At 71.4% G+C, this 17,490-nt stretch carries 14 protein-coding genes; 6 read left to right on the top strand and 8 right to left on the bottom strand.

Translation table 11 applies throughout. The features are described from left to right. Positions 1-152: 152 nt before the first annotated feature. On the bottom strand, positions 153-1,892 hold the full coding sequence (locus tag AB0B35_RS15275; RefSeq protein WP_361045371.1) for a glycerol-3-phosphate dehydrogenase/oxidase: 1,740 nt from the start codon (positions 1,890-1,892) through the stop codon (positions 153-155). Between the two features lie 70 nt (positions 1,893-1,962). On the opposite strand from AB0B35_RS15275, the gene AB0B35_RS15280 reads away from it, so the two are divergent. The 3 genes from AB0B35_RS15280 to AB0B35_RS15290 are packed head-to-tail and all read left to right on the top strand — an operon-like array spanning position 1,963 to position 6,938. Then, positions 1,963-4,554: a S8 family serine peptidase gene (locus AB0B35_RS15280; RefSeq protein WP_361045373.1), complete on the top strand. Its 2,592-nt coding sequence runs from the start codon at positions 1,963-1,965 to the stop codon at positions 4,552-4,554. Positions 4,555-4,565: 11 nt separating this feature from the next. Continuing rightward, positions 4,566-5,459: a GNAT family N-acetyltransferase gene (locus AB0B35_RS15285; protein WP_361045376.1), complete on the top strand. Its 894-nt coding sequence runs from the start codon at positions 4,566-4,568 to the stop codon at positions 5,457-5,459. A gap of 57 nt (positions 5,460-5,516) precedes the next feature. After that, on the top strand, positions 5,517-6,938 hold the full coding sequence (locus AB0B35_RS15290) for a sugar porter family MFS transporter (RefSeq protein WP_360531057.1): 1,422 nt from the start codon (positions 5,517-5,519) through the stop codon (positions 6,936-6,938). A 330-nt stretch (positions 6,939-7,268) separates the two neighbouring features. Here AB0B35_RS15290 and groL read toward each other — a convergent pair whose 3' ends face one another. The 4 genes from groL to AB0B35_RS15310 form a co-directional block, all read right to left on the bottom strand. Then, positions 7,269-8,891 (bottom strand): chaperonin GroEL, encoded by a 1,623-nt coding sequence (gene groL, locus AB0B35_RS15295; RefSeq protein WP_191843964.1) that lies wholly within the window; start codon positions 8,889-8,891, stop codon positions 7,269-7,271. Between the two features lie 188 nt (positions 8,892-9,079). Continuing rightward, entirely contained in the window at positions 9,080-9,943 is an 864-nt protein-coding gene (locus AB0B35_RS15300) for a hypothetical protein (protein WP_361045379.1), read from the bottom strand. After that, positions 9,940-10,929, bottom strand: a complete 990-nt coding sequence (locus AB0B35_RS15305; protein ID WP_361045381.1) for a hypothetical protein — start codon at positions 10,927-10,929, stop codon at positions 9,940-9,942. The genes AB0B35_RS15300 and AB0B35_RS15305 overlap by 4 nt, the downstream gene beginning before the upstream one ends. A gap of 161 nt (positions 10,930-11,090) precedes the next feature. Continuing rightward, the gene (locus tag AB0B35_RS15310) at positions 11,091-11,294 is read right to left on the bottom strand and encodes a cold-shock protein (RefSeq protein ID WP_033342363.1); all 204 of its coding nucleotides are present in this window, start codon (positions 11,292-11,294) and stop codon (positions 11,091-11,093) included. A gap of 322 nt (positions 11,295-11,616) precedes the next feature. On the opposite strand from AB0B35_RS15310, the gene AB0B35_RS15315 reads away from it, so the two are divergent. Continuing rightward, positions 11,617-12,387, top strand: coding sequence for a hypothetical protein (locus AB0B35_RS15315; RefSeq protein WP_361045384.1), 771 nt, complete (start codon positions 11,617-11,619; stop codon positions 12,385-12,387). A gap of 90 nt (positions 12,388-12,477) precedes the next feature. On the opposite strand, the gene paaN is transcribed toward AB0B35_RS15315, so the two are convergent. Then, positions 12,478-14,142, bottom strand: coding sequence for a phenylacetic acid degradation protein PaaN (gene paaN, locus AB0B35_RS15320; RefSeq protein ID WP_361045498.1), 1,665 nt, complete (start codon positions 14,140-14,142; stop codon positions 12,478-12,480). 98 nt (positions 14,143-14,240) lie between these two features. Here paaN and AB0B35_RS15325 point away from each other — a divergent pair, with 98 nt between their 5' ends. After that, the gene (locus AB0B35_RS15325; RefSeq protein ID WP_361045386.1) at positions 14,241-14,690 is read left to right on the top strand and encodes a hypothetical protein; all 450 of its coding nucleotides are present in this window, start codon (positions 14,241-14,243) and stop codon (positions 14,688-14,690) included. A gap of 21 nt (positions 14,691-14,711) precedes the next feature. Then, complete coding sequence (locus AB0B35_RS15330) at positions 14,712-15,440, top strand: TetR family transcriptional regulator (protein WP_361045389.1); 729 nt, start codon at positions 14,712-14,714, stop codon at positions 15,438-15,440. A gap of 4 nt (positions 15,441-15,444) precedes the next feature. On the opposite strand, the gene AB0B35_RS15335 is transcribed toward AB0B35_RS15330, so the two are convergent. Both AB0B35_RS15335 and AB0B35_RS15340 read right to left on the bottom strand, forming a co-directional pair. After that, complete coding sequence (locus tag AB0B35_RS15335; protein ID WP_361045392.1) at positions 15,445-16,236, bottom strand: hypothetical protein; 792 nt, start codon at positions 16,234-16,236, stop codon at positions 15,445-15,447. 74 nt (positions 16,237-16,310) lie between these two features. Continuing rightward, complete coding sequence (locus AB0B35_RS15340) at positions 16,311-17,354, bottom strand: GNAT family N-acetyltransferase (RefSeq protein WP_361045395.1); 1,044 nt, start codon at positions 17,352-17,354, stop codon at positions 16,311-16,313. Positions 17,355-17,490: the final 136 nt, after the last annotated feature.

The raw sequence follows: 17,490 nt of genomic DNA on the forward strand, positions 1-17,490 counted from the left end.
CCCACCGCAGATCATGACCAGAAACAGTGATCATGGCCCGCTGTCGCCCCGCGGCCGTGCGGCGCTCCTACGCACCGCAGCTCGCGGCCGTGCCACGTTAAGAAGGTGCCCTTCCTCTACCCAGAGCGATGGGAAGGTGCCCTTCCTTCGCCTCAGACGGCGGTGAGGCGGGTGGTGTTGGCGGCGGCGTCGTCGGGCATGCGCTGGGATTCGCGTTCGGCGTCCACGCGGGCCAGGTAGGTGGTGATCTCGGCTTCGGTGGTGGCGGGGGACCAGCCGAGGGCGGGGGCCATGAGTTCGGCGGTACGCCGGGCGGTCTGGACGCCGCGGTGGGCGGTCTCGATGGAGATGCGGGTACGCCGGGCGAGCACGTCCACGACGTGCCGGGCGCCCTCGTGGCGGGCCGCGTAGACGACCTCGGCCGACAGGTGCTCGGGCGCGCCGGGCAGCGGGTCGGCCAGCGACCGGTCCGCGTCGATCAGGGCGAGCAGCTCGGTGGTGAGCGTGCCGTAGCGCTCCAGCAGGTGCTCCACCGCGCCGACGCTCAGCTCGTGGCGGCGGGCCAGGTCGGCGCGGTCGCGCCACATCGCCTCGTAGCCGTCCGCGCCGAGCAGCGGCAGGTCGGCGGTGCCGCTGTGCCGCACGTCGCCGAGCCGCCGCACCGCCTTGTCGATCACGTCCTGGGCCATCACCCGGTACGTGGTGAACTTGCCGCCCGCGACGAGCAGCAGCCCGAGCAGCGGCTCGACCACGGCGTGCTCGCGGGACAGCGCCGACGTCGAGTCGGACTCGCCCCGCAGCAGCGGGCGCAGTCCCGCGTACACGCCCTCGATGTCGCCGCGCGCCAGCGGCCGGTCGAGCACCTCGTTGACGTGCGACAGCAGGTAGTCGATGTCCTTTGCCGACGCGGCGGGGTGGGCGCGGTCCAGTTCCCAGTCGGTGTCGGTGGTGCCGATGATCCAGTGCCCGCCCCACGGGATGACGAACAGCACGCTGGACGCGGTACGCAGGATCAGGCCGACCTCACCGGTGATCGCCGAGCGCGGCACCACCAGGTGCACGCCCTTGGAGGCCCGCACCCGGAAGCCGACCCGCGCGTCGGGCAGCCACGACGACACGTCGTCGCTCCACACGCCGGTCGCGGCGACGACGGTCTTCGCGCGTACGTCGAACTCCTCGCCGTCGGCGCTGACCCGTACACCCGTCACCTGGCGCGCCTGCCGCAGCAGGCCGACGGCCTTGGCCCCGGTCACCACGGCCGCGCCGAGGCTGGCCGCGGTGCGGGCCACCGTCACCACGAACCGGGCGTCGTCGACCTGCCCGTCGTAGTAGCGGATCGCCCCGGCCAGGCCTTCCTCGCGCAGCGACGGGAACAGCCGGCGCGCGCCGTGCTGGGTCAGGTGCTTGTGCAGCGGCATGCCCCGCCCGCCCCCGACCAGGCCCGCGAAGGCGTCGTACAGCGCCACGCCGGCCCCGTAGTAGAGCCGGTGCCAGGCCCGCTTGGCCACCCCGGCGACGCCGCGCGTCTCGGCCGGCAGCGGCACCAGGAACGGCACCGGCCGCACCAGGTGCGGGGCCAGCCGGGTGGCGAGCAGGCCGCGTTCCCGCAGCGCCTCGTGCACCAACGGGAACTCCAGCTGCTCCAGGTAGCGCAGGCCACCGTGGATGAGCTTGGACGAGCGCGAGGACGTGCCCGCGGCGAGGTCGCTCGCCTCGATCAGGGCCACGCGCAGGCCGCGCGAGGCGGCGTCCAGCGCCGCGCCGACGCCGGTCACCCCGCCCCCGACGACCAGGACATCGAACTCTTCGTCGCGAAGCCTGCGCAGGTCGGCTGCGCGGCGCTCCGGGGACAGAGCACCTGCGGCGAAGCGGGACACGCTGCGGTCACGCATTCCACCAAGGTACCGTGCGGCTGTGCTCCCACACGGTGACAGCCAGGGTGTTCCACCTCATGTTCCGACCGTGCCCCCGTCCGCGCACGCGGATGCCGCACCGCGCTCGCCGGTCGGCGCGATCGTCGCTGCCGTCCTGGTCGGAGTGTGGGCGGTCGTCGTCGCCGTGCTCTCCCAGTACGGCCTCGTGCTCGCCGCGCAGGTGCTGCTCCAGCTCGGTATGCAGCTGCCCGGCTTCCTCTGGCCGCTGGCGGGTCTCGTCGTCGCGCTGCTGGTCGGCCTGCCTGCGCTGCTGCTGGCCCTGCTGCCCAAACACGAGCCGGTACGGGCGACCGGCCGCGCCTTCTTCCTGGGCGCGCTGGCGCTCGGCGGGGGCAGCGCGCTGCGCCTGATCCCGGCCACCGCCAACGAGCTCTACCTGCTGTCGTACGCGGTGCTCGCCGGCGCGGCCGCGTTCCTGCTCTACCGCCGCGCCACCCGCCCAGCCGCACCCACCGCCGCACCCGACGCCGTGGCAGACGCCTCGGCCGGCGAGGACGACCCCAGCGAGGAGAGCCCCCGCGAGGACAGCCCCGGCACGGACCGCCCCGGTGGCGCGGCACCCGCGGCGGGCGACCCCGCGGCGCTCGGCTGGGCGGTGCTCGCCGGTGTGCTGGTACTGGTGCCGTACCTGTGGGCGGGAGCGCTGGGCGGGTTCACCGAGTCCATCGCCGCCGCGCTGGCGGCGCTCGCCACGGGCGCGCTGGCCATGGCGATCCTGGGACCGGGCCTGTGGCGGCACTTCACCGACCGCGGGCGGCCGACCCTGGTGCTGTCCGGCGGCCTGGTGGCCGGGGTGGTGCTGGCGCTGCTCGCGGGCGGTGCCGGAGCGGCCGGGGCGCAGGTGCTGCTCCTGCTGGTGCTGCCGCCGCTCGGGTTCGCGATCGCCGCGCTCGTGCCCGGCTCGCCGCGCGGCTGGACCACGCTGATCATGGTCGCGCTCGCCGCGTTCGGGCCGCTGGGCTACGTCGACCCCGACGAGATGAACCTCGGCCTGATCGGCCGCGACGTGCCGTACTACGCCGTGCTGGCCGCCCTGATCGCCTGGCTGGTCGCGCTGGCGCTCGGCGTCGCGTACGGCGTCGGCCTGCTGCGCACCGTGCGCGACCCGGCCGCCGCGCCGGAGACACTCGGCCCGCCGAACCAGTGGCCCGGCGCCCGGCCGGCCGGGACCACCTGGCCCGGTGCGCAGCAGCCGTGGCCGGGCACTCCCGCCCCGGTTGTCCGCGAGCGCGCGCAGGTCGTGCCGCGTACCGGCGGAAGGGCGCTGGCGGCTGGGCTGGCCGCCGCGGTCGCCCTCGGCGCGGGGGTCTACTACCTGACCGCGGGTCAGCCGGGCTTCTTCGGCGACCAGCTGTTCGTGGTGATGAAGGAGCAGGCCCCGCTGGCCGGGCTGCCCACCACGACCGGCCTCGGCACCGGGCGCGATCAGCGGGTGGACGCCGTCTACCGGCGGCTCGTCGAGCACGCCGACCGCACCCAGGGCGCGCTGCGCACCGAGCTGGACCGCTGGAACCTGTCCTACCAGCCGTACTACCTGGTCAACGCGATCCTGGTGAACGGCGGCCCGGAGGCGCGGGTCTGGCTGGAGTCCCGGTCCGACGTGGACCGGGTGCTGACCGACCAGCGGCTGCGCCCGCTGCCCGCCGAGATCCCCATCCAGCGCGGCCCCGTGCGCCAGGCGCCGACCACCGCGCAGTGGAACCTGAAGATGGTCGGCGCGCCGGACCTGTGGCAGCGCGGCGTGACGGGCAAGGGCATCGTCGTCGGGTCTTCCGATTCCGGGGTGGACGGCTCGCATCCCGCGCTGGCGGCGAACTTCCGCAGCGGCGACGACTCCTGGCTGGATCCCTGGTCGGGCAGCCGCACGCCGATCGACCACAACGGCCACGGCACGCACACCACCGCCACCGCGGTGGGGCGCGACCTGGTCGGCGTGGCCCCGGACGCCCAGTGGATCGGCTGCGTCAACCTGGAACGCAACATGAGCAGTCCGTCCCTCTACCTGGACTGCATGCAGTTCATGCTCGCGCCGTACCCGCACGGCGGGAACCCGTTCACCGACGGCCGCCCGGCCCGCGCCCCGCACGTGCTCAGCAACTCCTGGAGCTGCCCGCCGCTGGAGGGCTGCGACGCCACGGTGCTGCAGCCCGCGACGTCCGCCCTGGCCGCGGCCGGGATCGCGTTCGTCGCGGCGGCCGGCAACACCGGGCCGCAGTGCGGTTCGCTGGACACCCCGCCGGCCACGGACCCGGCGGCGATCACCATCGCCGCGGTGGACCGGACCCGCCGGATCACCTCGTTCTCCAGCCGGGGACCGGTCGGCCCGAAACCGGACCTGGCCGGGCCCGGCGAGGCGGTGCTGTCGGCGATGCCCGGCGACACGTACGCCGAGCTCAGCGGTACCTCGATGGCGACACCGCACGTCGCCGGGGTGATCGCGCTGCTGTGGTCGGCCCGGCCCGAGCTGGTCGGCGACCTGGCCCGCACCCAGCAGCTGCTGCGCGACACCGCGCAGCCCGCGCTGCTGGCCAACGCCGCGCCCGCCTGCGCCACCGAGGCCGCCCAAGCGGGGGCGGGCATCGTCAACGCGGCGGAGGCGGTCGTCGCCTCCGCCAGGTAGGCTTCCCCTCCATGATCACCCCTTACGAGCCGCTGCACCGGGCCGCCGTGGTCGATCTTCTCGACCGGTCGCTGCTGCCCGAGGACGCGGCCGAGGCGGCCGACATCGTCGAATTGCTGAGCGGCTCGGCGGGCTTCGTCGCAATCGACGGCGACGCGATCGACGGCGACGTCGTGGGGGTGGCGCTGGCGTCGACGGGCCGCAAGGACCCGGCGGTCGGCCACCTGGACCTGCTGGTCGTGGACCCCGCGTTCCGGCGGCAGGGCCTGGCCCGCGAGCTGGTCGGCGCCGTCGAGGGGCAGCTGCGGGCGCGTGGGCTCACTGCGGTACGGGTCGCCGGCAACCCGCCCACGCACGCGTGGCCCGGCGTGGACGTGCGGTACACCCCGGCCGTGTGCGCGCTGACGGCGCTCGGGTACGCCCACGACCGTACGGCCTGGAACATGACCGTGGACCTGGCCGAGGGCTCGCCGGCGCTGCGGGAGACCCGGACCGCGCAGGAACGGCTCGCCGCCGCGCACGTCGTCGTACGCGCGGCGACGACCGACGACCTGCGGGAGCTGCGGCCGCTGATCGCCGCCGAGTGGGGCCCGGCCTGGGTCGCCGAGGTGGAACGGGCCGTCGGCGGGACCGGTGGCTGCCACATCGCCATCCGCGACGGGCAGCCGATCGCGTTCGCCGCGTGGGGCGGCTGCCGCCCGAGCTGGTTCGGCCCGATGGGCACCCTGCCCGCCGCGGCGGGCCTGGGCATCGGCGGCGTCCTGCTGCGACGGTGCCTGCGCGACCAGGCCGACCGCGGCATCACCCGGGCGCAGATCGGCTGGGTGGGACCGGTCCCGTTCTACTCGGGAGCGGCCGCAGCCGTTATCGAGCGGGTCTTCTTCCTCTTTCACAAACCGCTATGAGTTGGGCTTTTTTCGCATTTCAGATTAGAACTGGTGGTTTCGGGGCACCATGAGGATGTGGCAGCCCCGACCAGCCCCATAGCCGAACCCCATGAGACCAAGGGCGCGGCGATCATGGTCGCCGCCGCGGCGGCGGTGGGCGGTTTCCTCTTCGGGTACGACACCGCGGTCATCAACGGCACCGTCGACGCTCTGCGCAACACCTTCCACCTGGGCTCGGTGGCGCTCGGCTTCGTCGTGTCGGCGGCTCTGCTGGGCTGTGCCGTCGGCGCCTGGTTCGCCGGCCCCCTGGCCGACCGGCTCGGCCGGGTGCGGGTGATGCTGATCGCCGCGGCGCTCTTCATCGCCAGCTCGATCGGCTCCGGCCTCGCCTTCAGCCCCGTCGACCTGACGTTCTGGCGGATCGTCGGCGGTCTCGGCGTTGGCGCGGCCAGCGTCATCGCGCCCGCGTACATCGCCGAGGTCTCGCCCGCGCACATCCGCGGCCGGCTCGGCTCGCTGCAACAGCTCGCCATCGTCAGCGGCATCTTCGTCGCCCTGCTGGTCGACTACCTGCTGGCCGACGTGGCGGGCGGTGCGATGGAGGCGGTGCCGTGGGGCGGCGCGGCCTGGCGCTGGATGTTCGCCTCGGCCGCCGTGCCCGCGGTGATCTACGGGGTGCTGGCGCTGCAGATTCCGGAGTCACCCCGCTACCTGGTACGCCGCGGCCGCCTGGCCGAGGCCCGCGACGTGATCAAGCGGCTGATCGGCGGCGACGTCGAGAAACGCATCACCGACATCAAGCGCACGGTGGCGGGCACCACCGAAAAGGTCCATCTGAACGTGCTCAAGGGCCCCAAGTTCGGGCTGCTGCCCATCGTCTGGGTCGGCATCCTGCTCTCGGTGTTCCAGCAGTTCGTCGGCATCAACGTGATCTTCTACTACTCGTCGGCGCTGTGGGCGTCGGTGGGTTTCAGCGAGTCCGACGCACTGCTGATCACGGTCATCACCAGCATCACCAACATCGTCACCACGCTCATCGCGATCGCCCTGGTCGACAAGGTCGGCCGCAAGCCGCTGCTGCTCGTCGGCGCGGCCGGCATGGTGCTCACCCTCGGCACGATGGCCTGGTGCTTCTCCACCGCCGCCCAGACGGTCGGGCCCAACGGCGAGACGCTGACCACGCTCAGCCCCGCGATCGGCAAGGTCGCCCTCGTCGCCGCCAACCTGTACGTGGTCGCCTTCGGCATGAGCTGGGGCCCGGTGGTCTGGGTCCTGCTGGGCGAGATGTTCAACAACAAGATCCGCGCCACCGCGCTGGCCGTCGCCGCCGCCGCGCAGTGGATCGCGAACTGGCTGATCAGCACCACGTTCCCGGCCCTGTCGAACATCGGCCTGACCTTCGCCTACGGCCTGTACGCCCTGTTCGCCCTGCTCGCCTTCGTCTTCGTCTGGAAGGCCGTCCGCGAAACCAAGGGCCGCGAACTCGAAGCCATGTGACCCGCCCACGGCCGGCGCGGCCGGTTCGGTCCGCCCACTCACCATGATCGTTCGACTTGCCTGGCACCTGTGCGTATCTTGAGCCCGCTTTCGCCCACCTGCCTGGCAAGTTGAACGATCATGGCGGCGCGGCACAGCGCGGCACAGCGCGGCACAGCGCGTGGGAGGGCGCGGCACAGCGCGGCGGCGGGGCTGGGCGCGGGGCGGGGCGGGGCGGGGCGAGACGGGAAGGCCCCCGAGCCGGAGCTCGGGGGCCTTCGTCGTGTTCAGGTGTTGCGGTGGATCTGATCCGGACGGATCAGCCCTGATACCGCTTCTGATCCTGACGGATCAGAAGTCCATCTCGCCACCGCCGGGGCCGGCCGGCGCAGCGGCGGCCTTCTCCGGCTTGTCGGCCACGACGGCCTCGGTGGTGAGGAACAGGGCCGCGATCGAGGCCGCGTTCTGCAGCGCCGAACGGGTCACCTTGGCGGGGTCGAGGATGCCGGCCTTCAGCAGGTCGACGTACTCGCCGGTCGCAGCGTTGAGGCCCCAGCCGGGCTCCAGGTTGCGCACCTTCTCCACCACGACGCCACCCTCGAGGCCCGCGTTGACGGCGATCTGCCGCAGCGGGGCGTCGAGCGCGACCTTGACGATGTTGGCACCGGTGGCCTCGTCGCCCGAGAGGTCCAGCTTCTCGAACGCGGTCTTGCCGGCCTGCACGAGCGCGACGCCGCCACCGGCGACGATGCCCTCCTCGACGGCCGCCTTCGCGTTGCGAACGGCGTCCTCGATGCGGTGCTTGCGCTCCTTGAGCTCGACCTCGGTGGCCGCGCCGACCTTGATGACCGCGACACCGCCGGCCAGCTTGGCCAGGCGCTCCTGCAGCTTCTCACGGTCGTAGTCGGAGTCCGACTTCTCGATCTCGGCACGGATCTGGTTCACCCGGCCGTTGATCTGGTCGGCGTCACCGGAGCCGTCGACGATCGTGGTCTCGTCCTTGGTGACCACGACCTTGCGGGCGCGGCCCAGCATGTCGAGACCGGTGCTGTCGAGCTTGAGGCCGACCTCCTCGGACACGACCTGGCCACCGGTCAGGATCGCGATGTCCTGCAGCATGGCCTTGCGGCGGTCGCCGAAGCCCGGCGCCTTGACGGCGACGGACTTGAAGGTGCCACGGATCTTGTTGACGATCAGGGTCGCCAGGGCCTCGCCCTCGACGTCCTCGGCGATGATCAGCAGCGGCTTGCCGCTCTGCATGACCTTCTCGAGGATCGGCAGCATGTCCTTGACGTTGCTGATCTTGCCGTTGACGATGAGCAGGTAGGGGTCCTCCAGGACCGCCTCCATGCGCTCAGGGTCGGTGATGAAGTAGGCCGAGTTGAAGCCCTTGTCGAAGCGCATACCCTCGGTGAGCTCCAGCTCCAGCCCGAAGGTGTTGCTCTCCTCGACGGTGATGACGCCTTCCTTGCCGACCTTGTCCATCGCCTCGGCGATGATCTCGCCGACGGTCGGGTCAGCGGCGGAGATCGAGGCGGTGGAGGCGATCTGCTCCTTCGTCTCGACGTCCTTGGCCAGCTTGGAGAGCTCCTCCGCCACCGACGCGACGGCGGCCTCGATGCCCCGCTTCAGGGCCATCGGGTTCGCACCGGCGGCAACGTTGCGCAGGCCCTCGCGAACCAGCGCCTGGGCCAGGACGGTCGCCGTCGTCGTGCCGTCACCGGCGACGTCGTCGGTCTTCTTGGCGACCTCCTTGACCAGCTCAGCGCCGATCTTCTCGTACGGGTCCTCGAGCTCGATCTCCTTGGCGATGCTCACACCATCGTTGGTGATGGTGGGGGCACCCCACTTCTTCTCGAGCACGACGTTGCGGCCCTTGGGGCCGAGCGTCACCTTTACGGCGTCAGCGAGGACGTTCATTCCCCGCTCGAGGCCGCGGCGAGCCTCCTCGTCGAACGCGATAATCTTGGCCATAACGGCGTTGTCCTCCTGGACAATCCGAGGTCGGAGAGCTGGCCCGCGACGACCGGCTGCCACCATTCGGCAGCCCCGCAACTCCGACTTCTGGTCTCGTATTGGCACTCACACGAGGAGAGTGCCAATCACCTGTTTAGCACTCTCGCCCCCCGAGTGCAAGCGAACACGGGATGATCACAGATGGTTCACCAGGTGCGGCCGAGTTCGATGACCACCGGCTCGGCGCCGTCCGGCGCGGGATCGGCCGACGGCCCGCCGGGCATGCCGGGCACGGCCACCCGGTGCAGGTAGGCGACCGTGAGCGCGGTCATCGTCACGGCCGACGTCAGCACGCCGAGAACCGAATTCGTCGTCAGCTGCAGGCTCCACGGCAACGCGTACAGCACGTCGGCCTGGAGCGCCTGCGTCAGCACGAGGTCGGCCAGTTCGTCGGCGGCCCAACCGAACGCCAGCACCGCCACGATCTGCCCGATCGTGGCCGCGCGGCTGTGCGCCAGCAGCCATGCCCGCATTGGCCCACGCCGTTCGAAAAGCACGACCAGCGGCAGCAGCGCGGTGGCGAAGGACAGATACCAGCCGCCGACGGTCATCACGGTGGAAAGGGTCTCGACCGACGAGATCGAGTACGGGTAGTCCGTGAACCCGTAGAAAACGTAGAAGCTGGCCGCGGCACGGATCAGGCCGACTCCGGCCAGCCACAGAGCCAGTCGGCCGCCCCGCCGCACCCCCAGTCCCAGCGCCACGCCGACCCGCACCCGGCGGCCCTCGCCGGCCCCGCGGAGCACCTCGACCCCCGCCGCCCACGCCCAGGCGGTGCACACACCCGACAGCACGGCGGGCAGCACGTAGACGCCGACGATATAGACGGGTTCGTCAAGACCCAGCCCCGGGCTGGGTCCGAAGGTGCCGGACAGCAGCAGCCCGCCGACGGCGAGCAGGGCGACCCCCTCGGTGACCACGCTGATCGCGAGCACTCGCCACCAGCAGGCCCGCAGCAGGGCCAGCGTCTCGCGAAGCCAGGAAGGCCGGGCCGGGGTCTGCTCGATCACCGCGCGGCCAGCTCGTCGACCAGGCGTCGGGTGGAGACGGTGTCCTCTGCGCCGCGACGCTCGGCGTACGTGATGAGGATGCCACTGAACAGCACCATCGTCAGCGGGATCTCGATGACGGCGGCGAGCAGGGTGACGCCGCCGGTCACCGCGACGGCCACGGCGGTGTCGCCCGGAGGCACGACCGCGGTGCCGATCGCGCTGAGCATCCGCTCGATGACAGAGCCGGCGAACAGGGTGAGGCCGAGCAGTAGCAGCCGTCCGGTGGTCGGCCAGAACGCGTTGTGCAGCAGCGTGCTGGACCGGCGCAGCGGGCTGCCGCGCTCGAACAGGAACGCCGGGCCGAGCAGTGCGATCACCAGCATCAGGTATCCGCCGACGAGCAGCACCGGGATCACCCCGATCAGCGAGGCGATCTGGACGCAGCACGCGGCGACGGCGACGACGCCGAGGCCGACGAGCAGGTAGGCCAGCACGTGCCAGAGGGTGAGGCCGAGCATCCGGCGCAGCCCGTAGCGCATCGCCTCGCCGACCGTCACCGGCAGCCCGGCCGCCTGCCGGACGGCCAGGTGGGTGGCCGCGGCGTAGCCGAGCATCTGCAGCAGCAGCACGACCACCACGTACGCCGCCACGGTCGCCAGCAGCGTGGCGATCAGCTCCTCGGCCATGTCCGAGCGGCCGAGGATGCTCAGGTCGAAGCCGCCGCCCGCGATCACACCGGCGACCAGCAGCACGCCGAACACGACGGTCGGCAGCAGGTGGGTCAGCGCGAAGATGACGAGCAGCTGCGACCACCCGCGCCGCAGCACGCCGCCCACCCGGTAGGTCCACCCGCTGAACCCCTGCACGGCCGGGTTGACCAGCGGGTCGTGCTCCGGACCGAAGTCCGGCGTCGCCGCGCGGTATGCCTCGTCGGGCGGCCGGAAACCCTGCTCGGACGGCAGCGGCTCGCCGGCGTCGTAGGGGTTCGGGGTGGGCTCGGACATGTGCTGCTCCAGGTCGGAGGGAGGGGCCGCCCAGTGTGGCACGCCCGCGCCCACGCCGCTGTCCCCTGCGGCCCGACGCCGTATCCGGAAAAGCTGGAAGGGCCCCGATCCTGTGGGATCAGAGCCCTTTCCGTATTACTCAAGCTTTGATGGCCAAGCGGTCAGGCGATGACCCGGACCTTCTCAGCCTGGGGGCCCTTCTGGCCCTGGGCGATTTCGAACTCAACGCGCTGACCGTCGTCGAGCGCCTTGTAGCCGTCCATCTCGATCGCGGAGAAGTGGACGAATACGTCCTGCCCTCCGTCGACCGCGATGAAGCCGTAGCCCTTCTCGCTGTTGAACCACTTGACGGTGCCCTGTGCCACGGTGCACTTCCTCACTTCTGTAAAGCTGGGCGGTCCTGTAGCGGGCCACCCCCGGCTGGTGTTGTCAGCCGTCCTCGCACGCTACACGAGCACCGGTACCCTCGCACAGCCCCAAAACGGACCTGTAATGCTCCCATTACAGTTCGACAGTCGGCAATCTGACCATGAGCGCGCTCTATCGCGTGACCGGGCGGGCCACCCGGGGGTTGGGTGGAACGTGGACAACCGCCGCCGCATCCGTTCGCGCCGCATTCCGGCCGCCTTCATGCCCGTCATCGCCACCTCCTTGTGCGCCGTCGCCTTACTCGTCACGGGTGCGGTCATGCAATGGGCACTGCACTACGGAACGAACGCGGCGCCGCGTCCGGGAGCCTCCCGCGACCGCGAATCAGCGTCACCCGCCCGGCTGGAACTTCCCCCCGTACGGCTGGACACCGAGGGCTTCGCCAGTTGGGCGATGCTGGACCGGCGCACCGGCGAGATCGCGGGCTCCTCCAACCTGGACGCCCCGAGCGACACCATGTCCCTGGTGAAGGTCTGGCTCGCCGCCGACTTCCTGCGCCGCACCGACTACCCGGACGAGCGCAGCCTGAACCGGCTGATCATCATGATCCGCGACTCGGACAACAAGGCCGCGTACGAGTTCTACGAGCGCAACGGCGGCCGGGCGGGCATCGAGCGCATGGTGCAGATCTGCGGGCTGACCGAGTCGAAGCCGTACAAGATCGACGGCTACTGGTCGAACACCGAGGTGTCCGCGCGCGACGTGGCGCGGCTCGGGGTCTGCCTGGCCGACGGCCGAGCCGCGGGGCCGCACTGGACGGACTGGCTGCTCACCCAGATGCGCCTGGTGCGCGGGGTCGGTGACTTCGGGCCGCGGGCCGCGTTCCCGCCGGAGGTCGCGGCCACCATCGCCATCAAGAACGGCTGGCTGCTGCGCACCGAGGACAAGCTGTGGCACATGGCCTGCCTGGCGGTCACCGACCACTGGAGCATGAGCGTGCTGCTGCGCTACCCGGCCCGCTACGGCTTCGACCACGGCCGCGACCTCTGCGCGTCCGTCGCCGAACAGCTCAAACCCGCCCTCCCCTGAGAGTGAAAGGAAGGGCACCTTCACAACGCTCCGCGTTGTAGAAGGTGCCCTTCTTAACTGTCCAGCGCGCTGAGCTGCGCGTCCGGCGCGCTAGGCCGCGGCGACCGGGCGGCGGGACTGCACGATGCGGAAGCGGCTCGCCACGAACGCGCCGTCGGTCAGCGCCGCGTTGGCGGCCGGGTTCGCGCCGGAGGCGTGGAAGTCGGAGAACGCCGCCGACTGGTTGACGAAGATGCCGCCGGTCAGGTTCGCCGACAGGTGCACGCCCACCTCCATCGCCGCCTGCTCGACCGCGTCGAGCACGGACTCGTCGGTGCTGTACACCGCCGCGGTGATGGCGCCCTTCTCGCCGACGGTCTCCCGGAAGATGTCGATGCTCTGCGCGGTCGACTCGGTCGGCACCGCGAAGGTCACCGGGCCGAAGCACTCGCTGCCGTAACCGTCGGTCACCTTCACGATCATCGGCGTGCGGACCACCGCGTCGGCGTACGCCGGGTGGGCCAGCTCGGCCGAGTCGAGCACCACGTCGCCCATCTTGCGGGCGGCCGCGATGCGGTCCACCACGTCGTCGTTGACGATCGCGCCGGTGAACTCGACGGCCTTGGCCGGGTCGGCGGTGATCGCGCGGACCGCGCCGGCGATGCCGTCGACGACCTCGTCGAAGCTCTTGTGCCCGGCCTCGGTCTCGATCCCGCCGGCCGGGATGAGGAGGTTCTGCGGGGTGGTGCACATCTGACCGCTGTAGAGGGTGAGCGAGAAGCCCAGGTTGCGGCACATGCCGGCGAAGTCGTCGGTCGAGTCGACGACGACGGTGTTCACACCGGCCTTCTCGGTGTACACCTGCGCCTGCCGGGCGTTGGCCTCCAGCCAGTCGCCGAAGGCGGTGGAGCCGGTGAAGTCGATGAGCCGGATCTCGGGCCGCAGGGCCAGGTCCTTGGCGATCGGCGCCTCGCGGGTGTCGACGGCGAGCTGCACCGTGTTCGGGTCGAGCCCGGCCTCGGCGAGCACCTCGCGGGCGACCTGCACGGTGATGGCCAGCGGCAGCACCGCGCCCGGGTGCGGCTTGACCAGCACCGGGTTGCCGGTGATCAGCGAGGCGAACAGGCCCGGCCAGGAGTTCCAGGTCGGGAAGGTGTTGCAGCCGATGACCAGGCCGATGCCGCGCGGCACCAGGTGGTAAGTCTTGGCCAGCGTGTCGGCCTTCTTGGTCCACACCACGGACCCGACCTGCCGGGTCTGCTCGGCGTAGCCGTAGGCGACCGCCTCCAGCGCGCGGTCGAGCGCGTGCGGGCCGCCGGCCTGGAAGGCCATCACGAACGCCTGGCCGGTGGTCGCGTGCACCGCGTTGGCCAGCTCGAACACGCGCTTGTGCAGCCGGGCGAGGATCTCCAGGCACACCCCGGCGCGCACGCGCGGCCCGGCGTCGCGCCACGAGGGCAGCGCGGCCTTGGCGGCGGCGATGAGGGCGTCCGGGCCGGTGCGGGGGTATCGCACCCCGAGCGGGATGCCGAACGGCGAGCGCTCCGGGCTGACCCACTCGTCGGCGGGCTGGTCCAGCGGGAAGTCCTTGCCCAGCAGGGCGGTGAAGGCGGCCTTGCCGTCGGCGGCGGCGGTCTCGCCGTACACCTTGGGGCTCGGCGACTCCGGGTACGCCGACCAGTAGCCGCGCTCGGTGATCGCCCGCAGCGCGCTGTTCAGCAGCTCCTCATGGGTGGCGAAGAGGTCCGTGATGGTGACAGTCATGCCCCTCATCATGCCCGACGGGGTGAGCGGAGCCACAGTTGAACACGTTCAAGTCTTGTGTCAGCATGAGGAAGTCCGAAAGTTGAACACGTTCAAATCGGAGTTGGGACATGGACCCGAAGCTGGCCGTATACCTGGCCTACGCGGTCGTCACCCTCGCGCTGACCCTCTGGGTCGGCCACACCCTGCAGCGGCACGGGCAGGCGTTCCTGCGCGACGTGCTGCCCACCGGGGAGCTCGCCGCCGCCGTCACGAAGTTCCTGGTCGTCGGCTTCTACCTGCTCAACCTCGGCTACATGGCGATCGCCATGAAGACCTACGACGAGGTGACCGGCCCCGTCGACGCGGTCGAGACGCTCGCCACCAAAATCGGCATCATCACCCTCGCCCTGGTACTGGTGCACCTCGGCACCGTGCTGCTGCTCGGCCGACTGCGCCGGCCGATGCAAGGGCAACCGACCAGGGTGTACGCCGTACCCGCCGCCGCGCTGACCCGGCAGCCCGCCGACACCCCGGCGGACCGGCAGGCCGACCCGCGCCATCTGACCCCCGCCGCCTGAGCCGCCGCTAGCGTGGGCAGCGTGACGCACACCGACAACGGCTCGTCCCCCGCCGCTCCGGCGGCCCGGGGACGGGCCGCTGACACGTCCCGGGGCGAGCAGACCCGCCAGGCCATCGTGACCAGCGCGATCCGCCTGTTCGGCGAGGCCGGGTACGAGAAGACGACCATGCGGGCGATCGCCGCCGACGCCGGGGTCTCGGTCGGCAACGCCTACTACTACTTCCCCGCCAAGGAGGCCCTGGTCTCCGAGTTCTACCTGGAGCTCCAACGCGAGCACCTGGCCCGGGTCGAACCGATCCTGAGCAGCGGCACCTCGTTCGGCGACCGGCTGGCCGCCATCCTGCGCGAGGGCATCGAGGTCTGGGCTCCGCACCACGCGTTCGCGGGCCGGTTCATCGGCATCGCGGCGGTGCCCGGTTCGCCGGTGAGCCCGTTCAGCGAGGAGTCGACGCGGGCCCGCGAGCTGGCGACCAGCATCTTCCACCGGCTGGTCGACAGCACGGAGACGAAGATGGACCCGCAGCTGCGGGCGCGGCTGCCGCAACTGCTGTGGCTGGCCCAGCTCGGCCTGGTCGTGTACTGGGTGCACGACACCACGCCGGGCCAGCGCCGCACCCGGGCCGTGGTGGACCTGGCCGTGCCCTACCTGGAGTACCTGGTCGGCGCGTCCCGTATGAAGATCTTCAAGCCGCTGACCACCCGCGGCCTGGCCCTGTTGGAGACCCTCTGGCCGCACGCCGCCCGCTGAGGCTTCAGCACTTGCGCGGCTTGGCCCCGTCGAGCAGCCGGACGTACGCGTGGGACAGGTAGATGCCGTCGCCGACCCGGTTCCACAGGTCGGTGGTGCGTACCGTCCCCTTGACCTTGTCGCCCTTGACCTGGCACCGGATCGGCACCTGGGCGTATTCGCCCGCACCGCCGCGCAGAGCGGCCTTGACCTTCGGCGCCGAGCGCACGCGCAGCCACTCGCCGTCGTCGGTGTCGACGACGCCCCGGTCGCCCTCGCCCGTCCACAGGAAGGTGACGTGCACCCAGTCGTTGTCGTCGAGGTCGAGGCCGTCCCAGAACGCGCCGTCGGCGATGTCGATGCCGGCCGGGTTGAGCACCTCGCGGCCGAACTCGTCCTCGCCGTCGTTGTGGTCGTCCTGGTACGCCGCCTGCGCCTGGGGCTTGCCGCGCGGCAGCTTCTCCCACATGTGCCGGTCGTCGTCCCAGTAGTCGTCCTTGGTGTTCCACGGGCCGACGTCCCACACCGGCAGGAACACGCACCGGTCGTTGCCGTCGTGGCAGACCCGTACGCTCTTGTCGCCCTCGCCGCGGTCGGACAGCCCGCGCCACGAGGGCAGTGCCGCGAACCAGTCCCGCTTGGTGATTTTGTGGCCGTTGGCGGTCTTCCAACCGACCAGGCCCTCCCGGGTCGCGAAGACCTTCGCGGTGAGGGTGCCGCCGCCCGGCGGAGCGAGCGCCACGGCGGGGGTGGCGACCAGGGTCGCCGGCACGATGGTGAGGGCTGCGATCAGGGACACGAGCAATCGGGGCCTCATGTCCCTGATCAACGATCACGACACCCCCGGGGTGCCGGGCATACGGCCAGTCCGTTTTAGGCAAATGGCCCGTTTTAGGCTGCCGGTTCGGCCGAGCCCTCCAGCTCACGCTGCCAGTTCTGGAAAGCGGCGATCCGCCGGAAGCCCATCTGCTCGTTGATGGAGATCATGAAACTGTTCTCCGCCGCGTTGAACGTGTCGATGACGGTCACCTCGGGCTCCGCGGCCCGGAAGTGGCGCAGGTTCGCCACCTTCACCAGCGCGCCCAGCCGGTGCCCCCGGTGCTTCGGGTCCACGATGGTGATCTGCTGCCAGGCGTGCCCCGGCGTCTCCGTCCCCGTGGAGATGGTGGTCCACGCGACCAGGTCGCCGGTGTCCTCGTGCACCGCCCCGGTGTGGTACAGCCGCCGCCCGCGCCCCGCGAGCACCGCCTCGATCTGGCGCATCCGCGCCACGTCCGGCTGCTCCGGCTCGACCTGCATGTCACCCATCGGCGCGTCGGATATCAGCCGCGAGTCGAGATAGGCGACCCGCTCGGCCAACTCCGCCGGAGCGCCGTCCCGCCACTGCACCACCCGGTATCCGGCCGCCTTGCCCCGCGCCGCCGCCGCCATGCCCGTCAGCACGTCCTCGTCGACATTCGCGACCACCAGCCGCCGCTGCACCTCCGGCAACGTGCTCGCGAACCCGAGCGCCGCCGCGAACCCCGCCGGTGCCTCATCCGGCGCGGGCAGCCCGTCCTTCGACAGCGAACTCCCGGTCAGCAGCACCGTGCGCCCCTGCTCCGCCGCACACTCCAGCACCCTGCCGTACAGCGCCCGCCCCACGCCCCGCCGGCGAAAACGCGGCACGACCTCCAACGTGAAGAACAGAACCTTGAGGTTCTCCTCCGTCATCCACGACGTCTCCAGCCGCGCCACCGGCTCCCCGTCCAGCCACGCCACGTGATGCTCGATCCCCCGCGCCGGGAACGGGTGCCGCAGCATCGCCTCCCCCGCTCGCCGCGTCACCCGCGGAAAATGCGCGAACTCGTGCACCCGCACCTCGTCCATCACCCGCACCCACGCATCGACGGACGCAGGATCGTCAACGCTGACGGGACCGATATGCAGACTCATCCCGCCAGCGTCCCCCTCCCCCACCCCCTCCCGCACCCCCTTTTTTCCGAAGGAAGGGCACCTTCACATCGTTATCGGTAGAGGAAGGGCACCTTCTTAACACGACACTTGGCGTGGCCTGCGCAAACGTGAACGC

The sequence above is a fragment of the Catellatospora sp. NPDC049133 genome, from assembly GCF_040648455.1.
Taxonomy (GTDB): Bacteria; Actinomycetota; Actinomycetes; order Mycobacteriales; family Micromonosporaceae; genus Catellatospora; species Catellatospora aurea.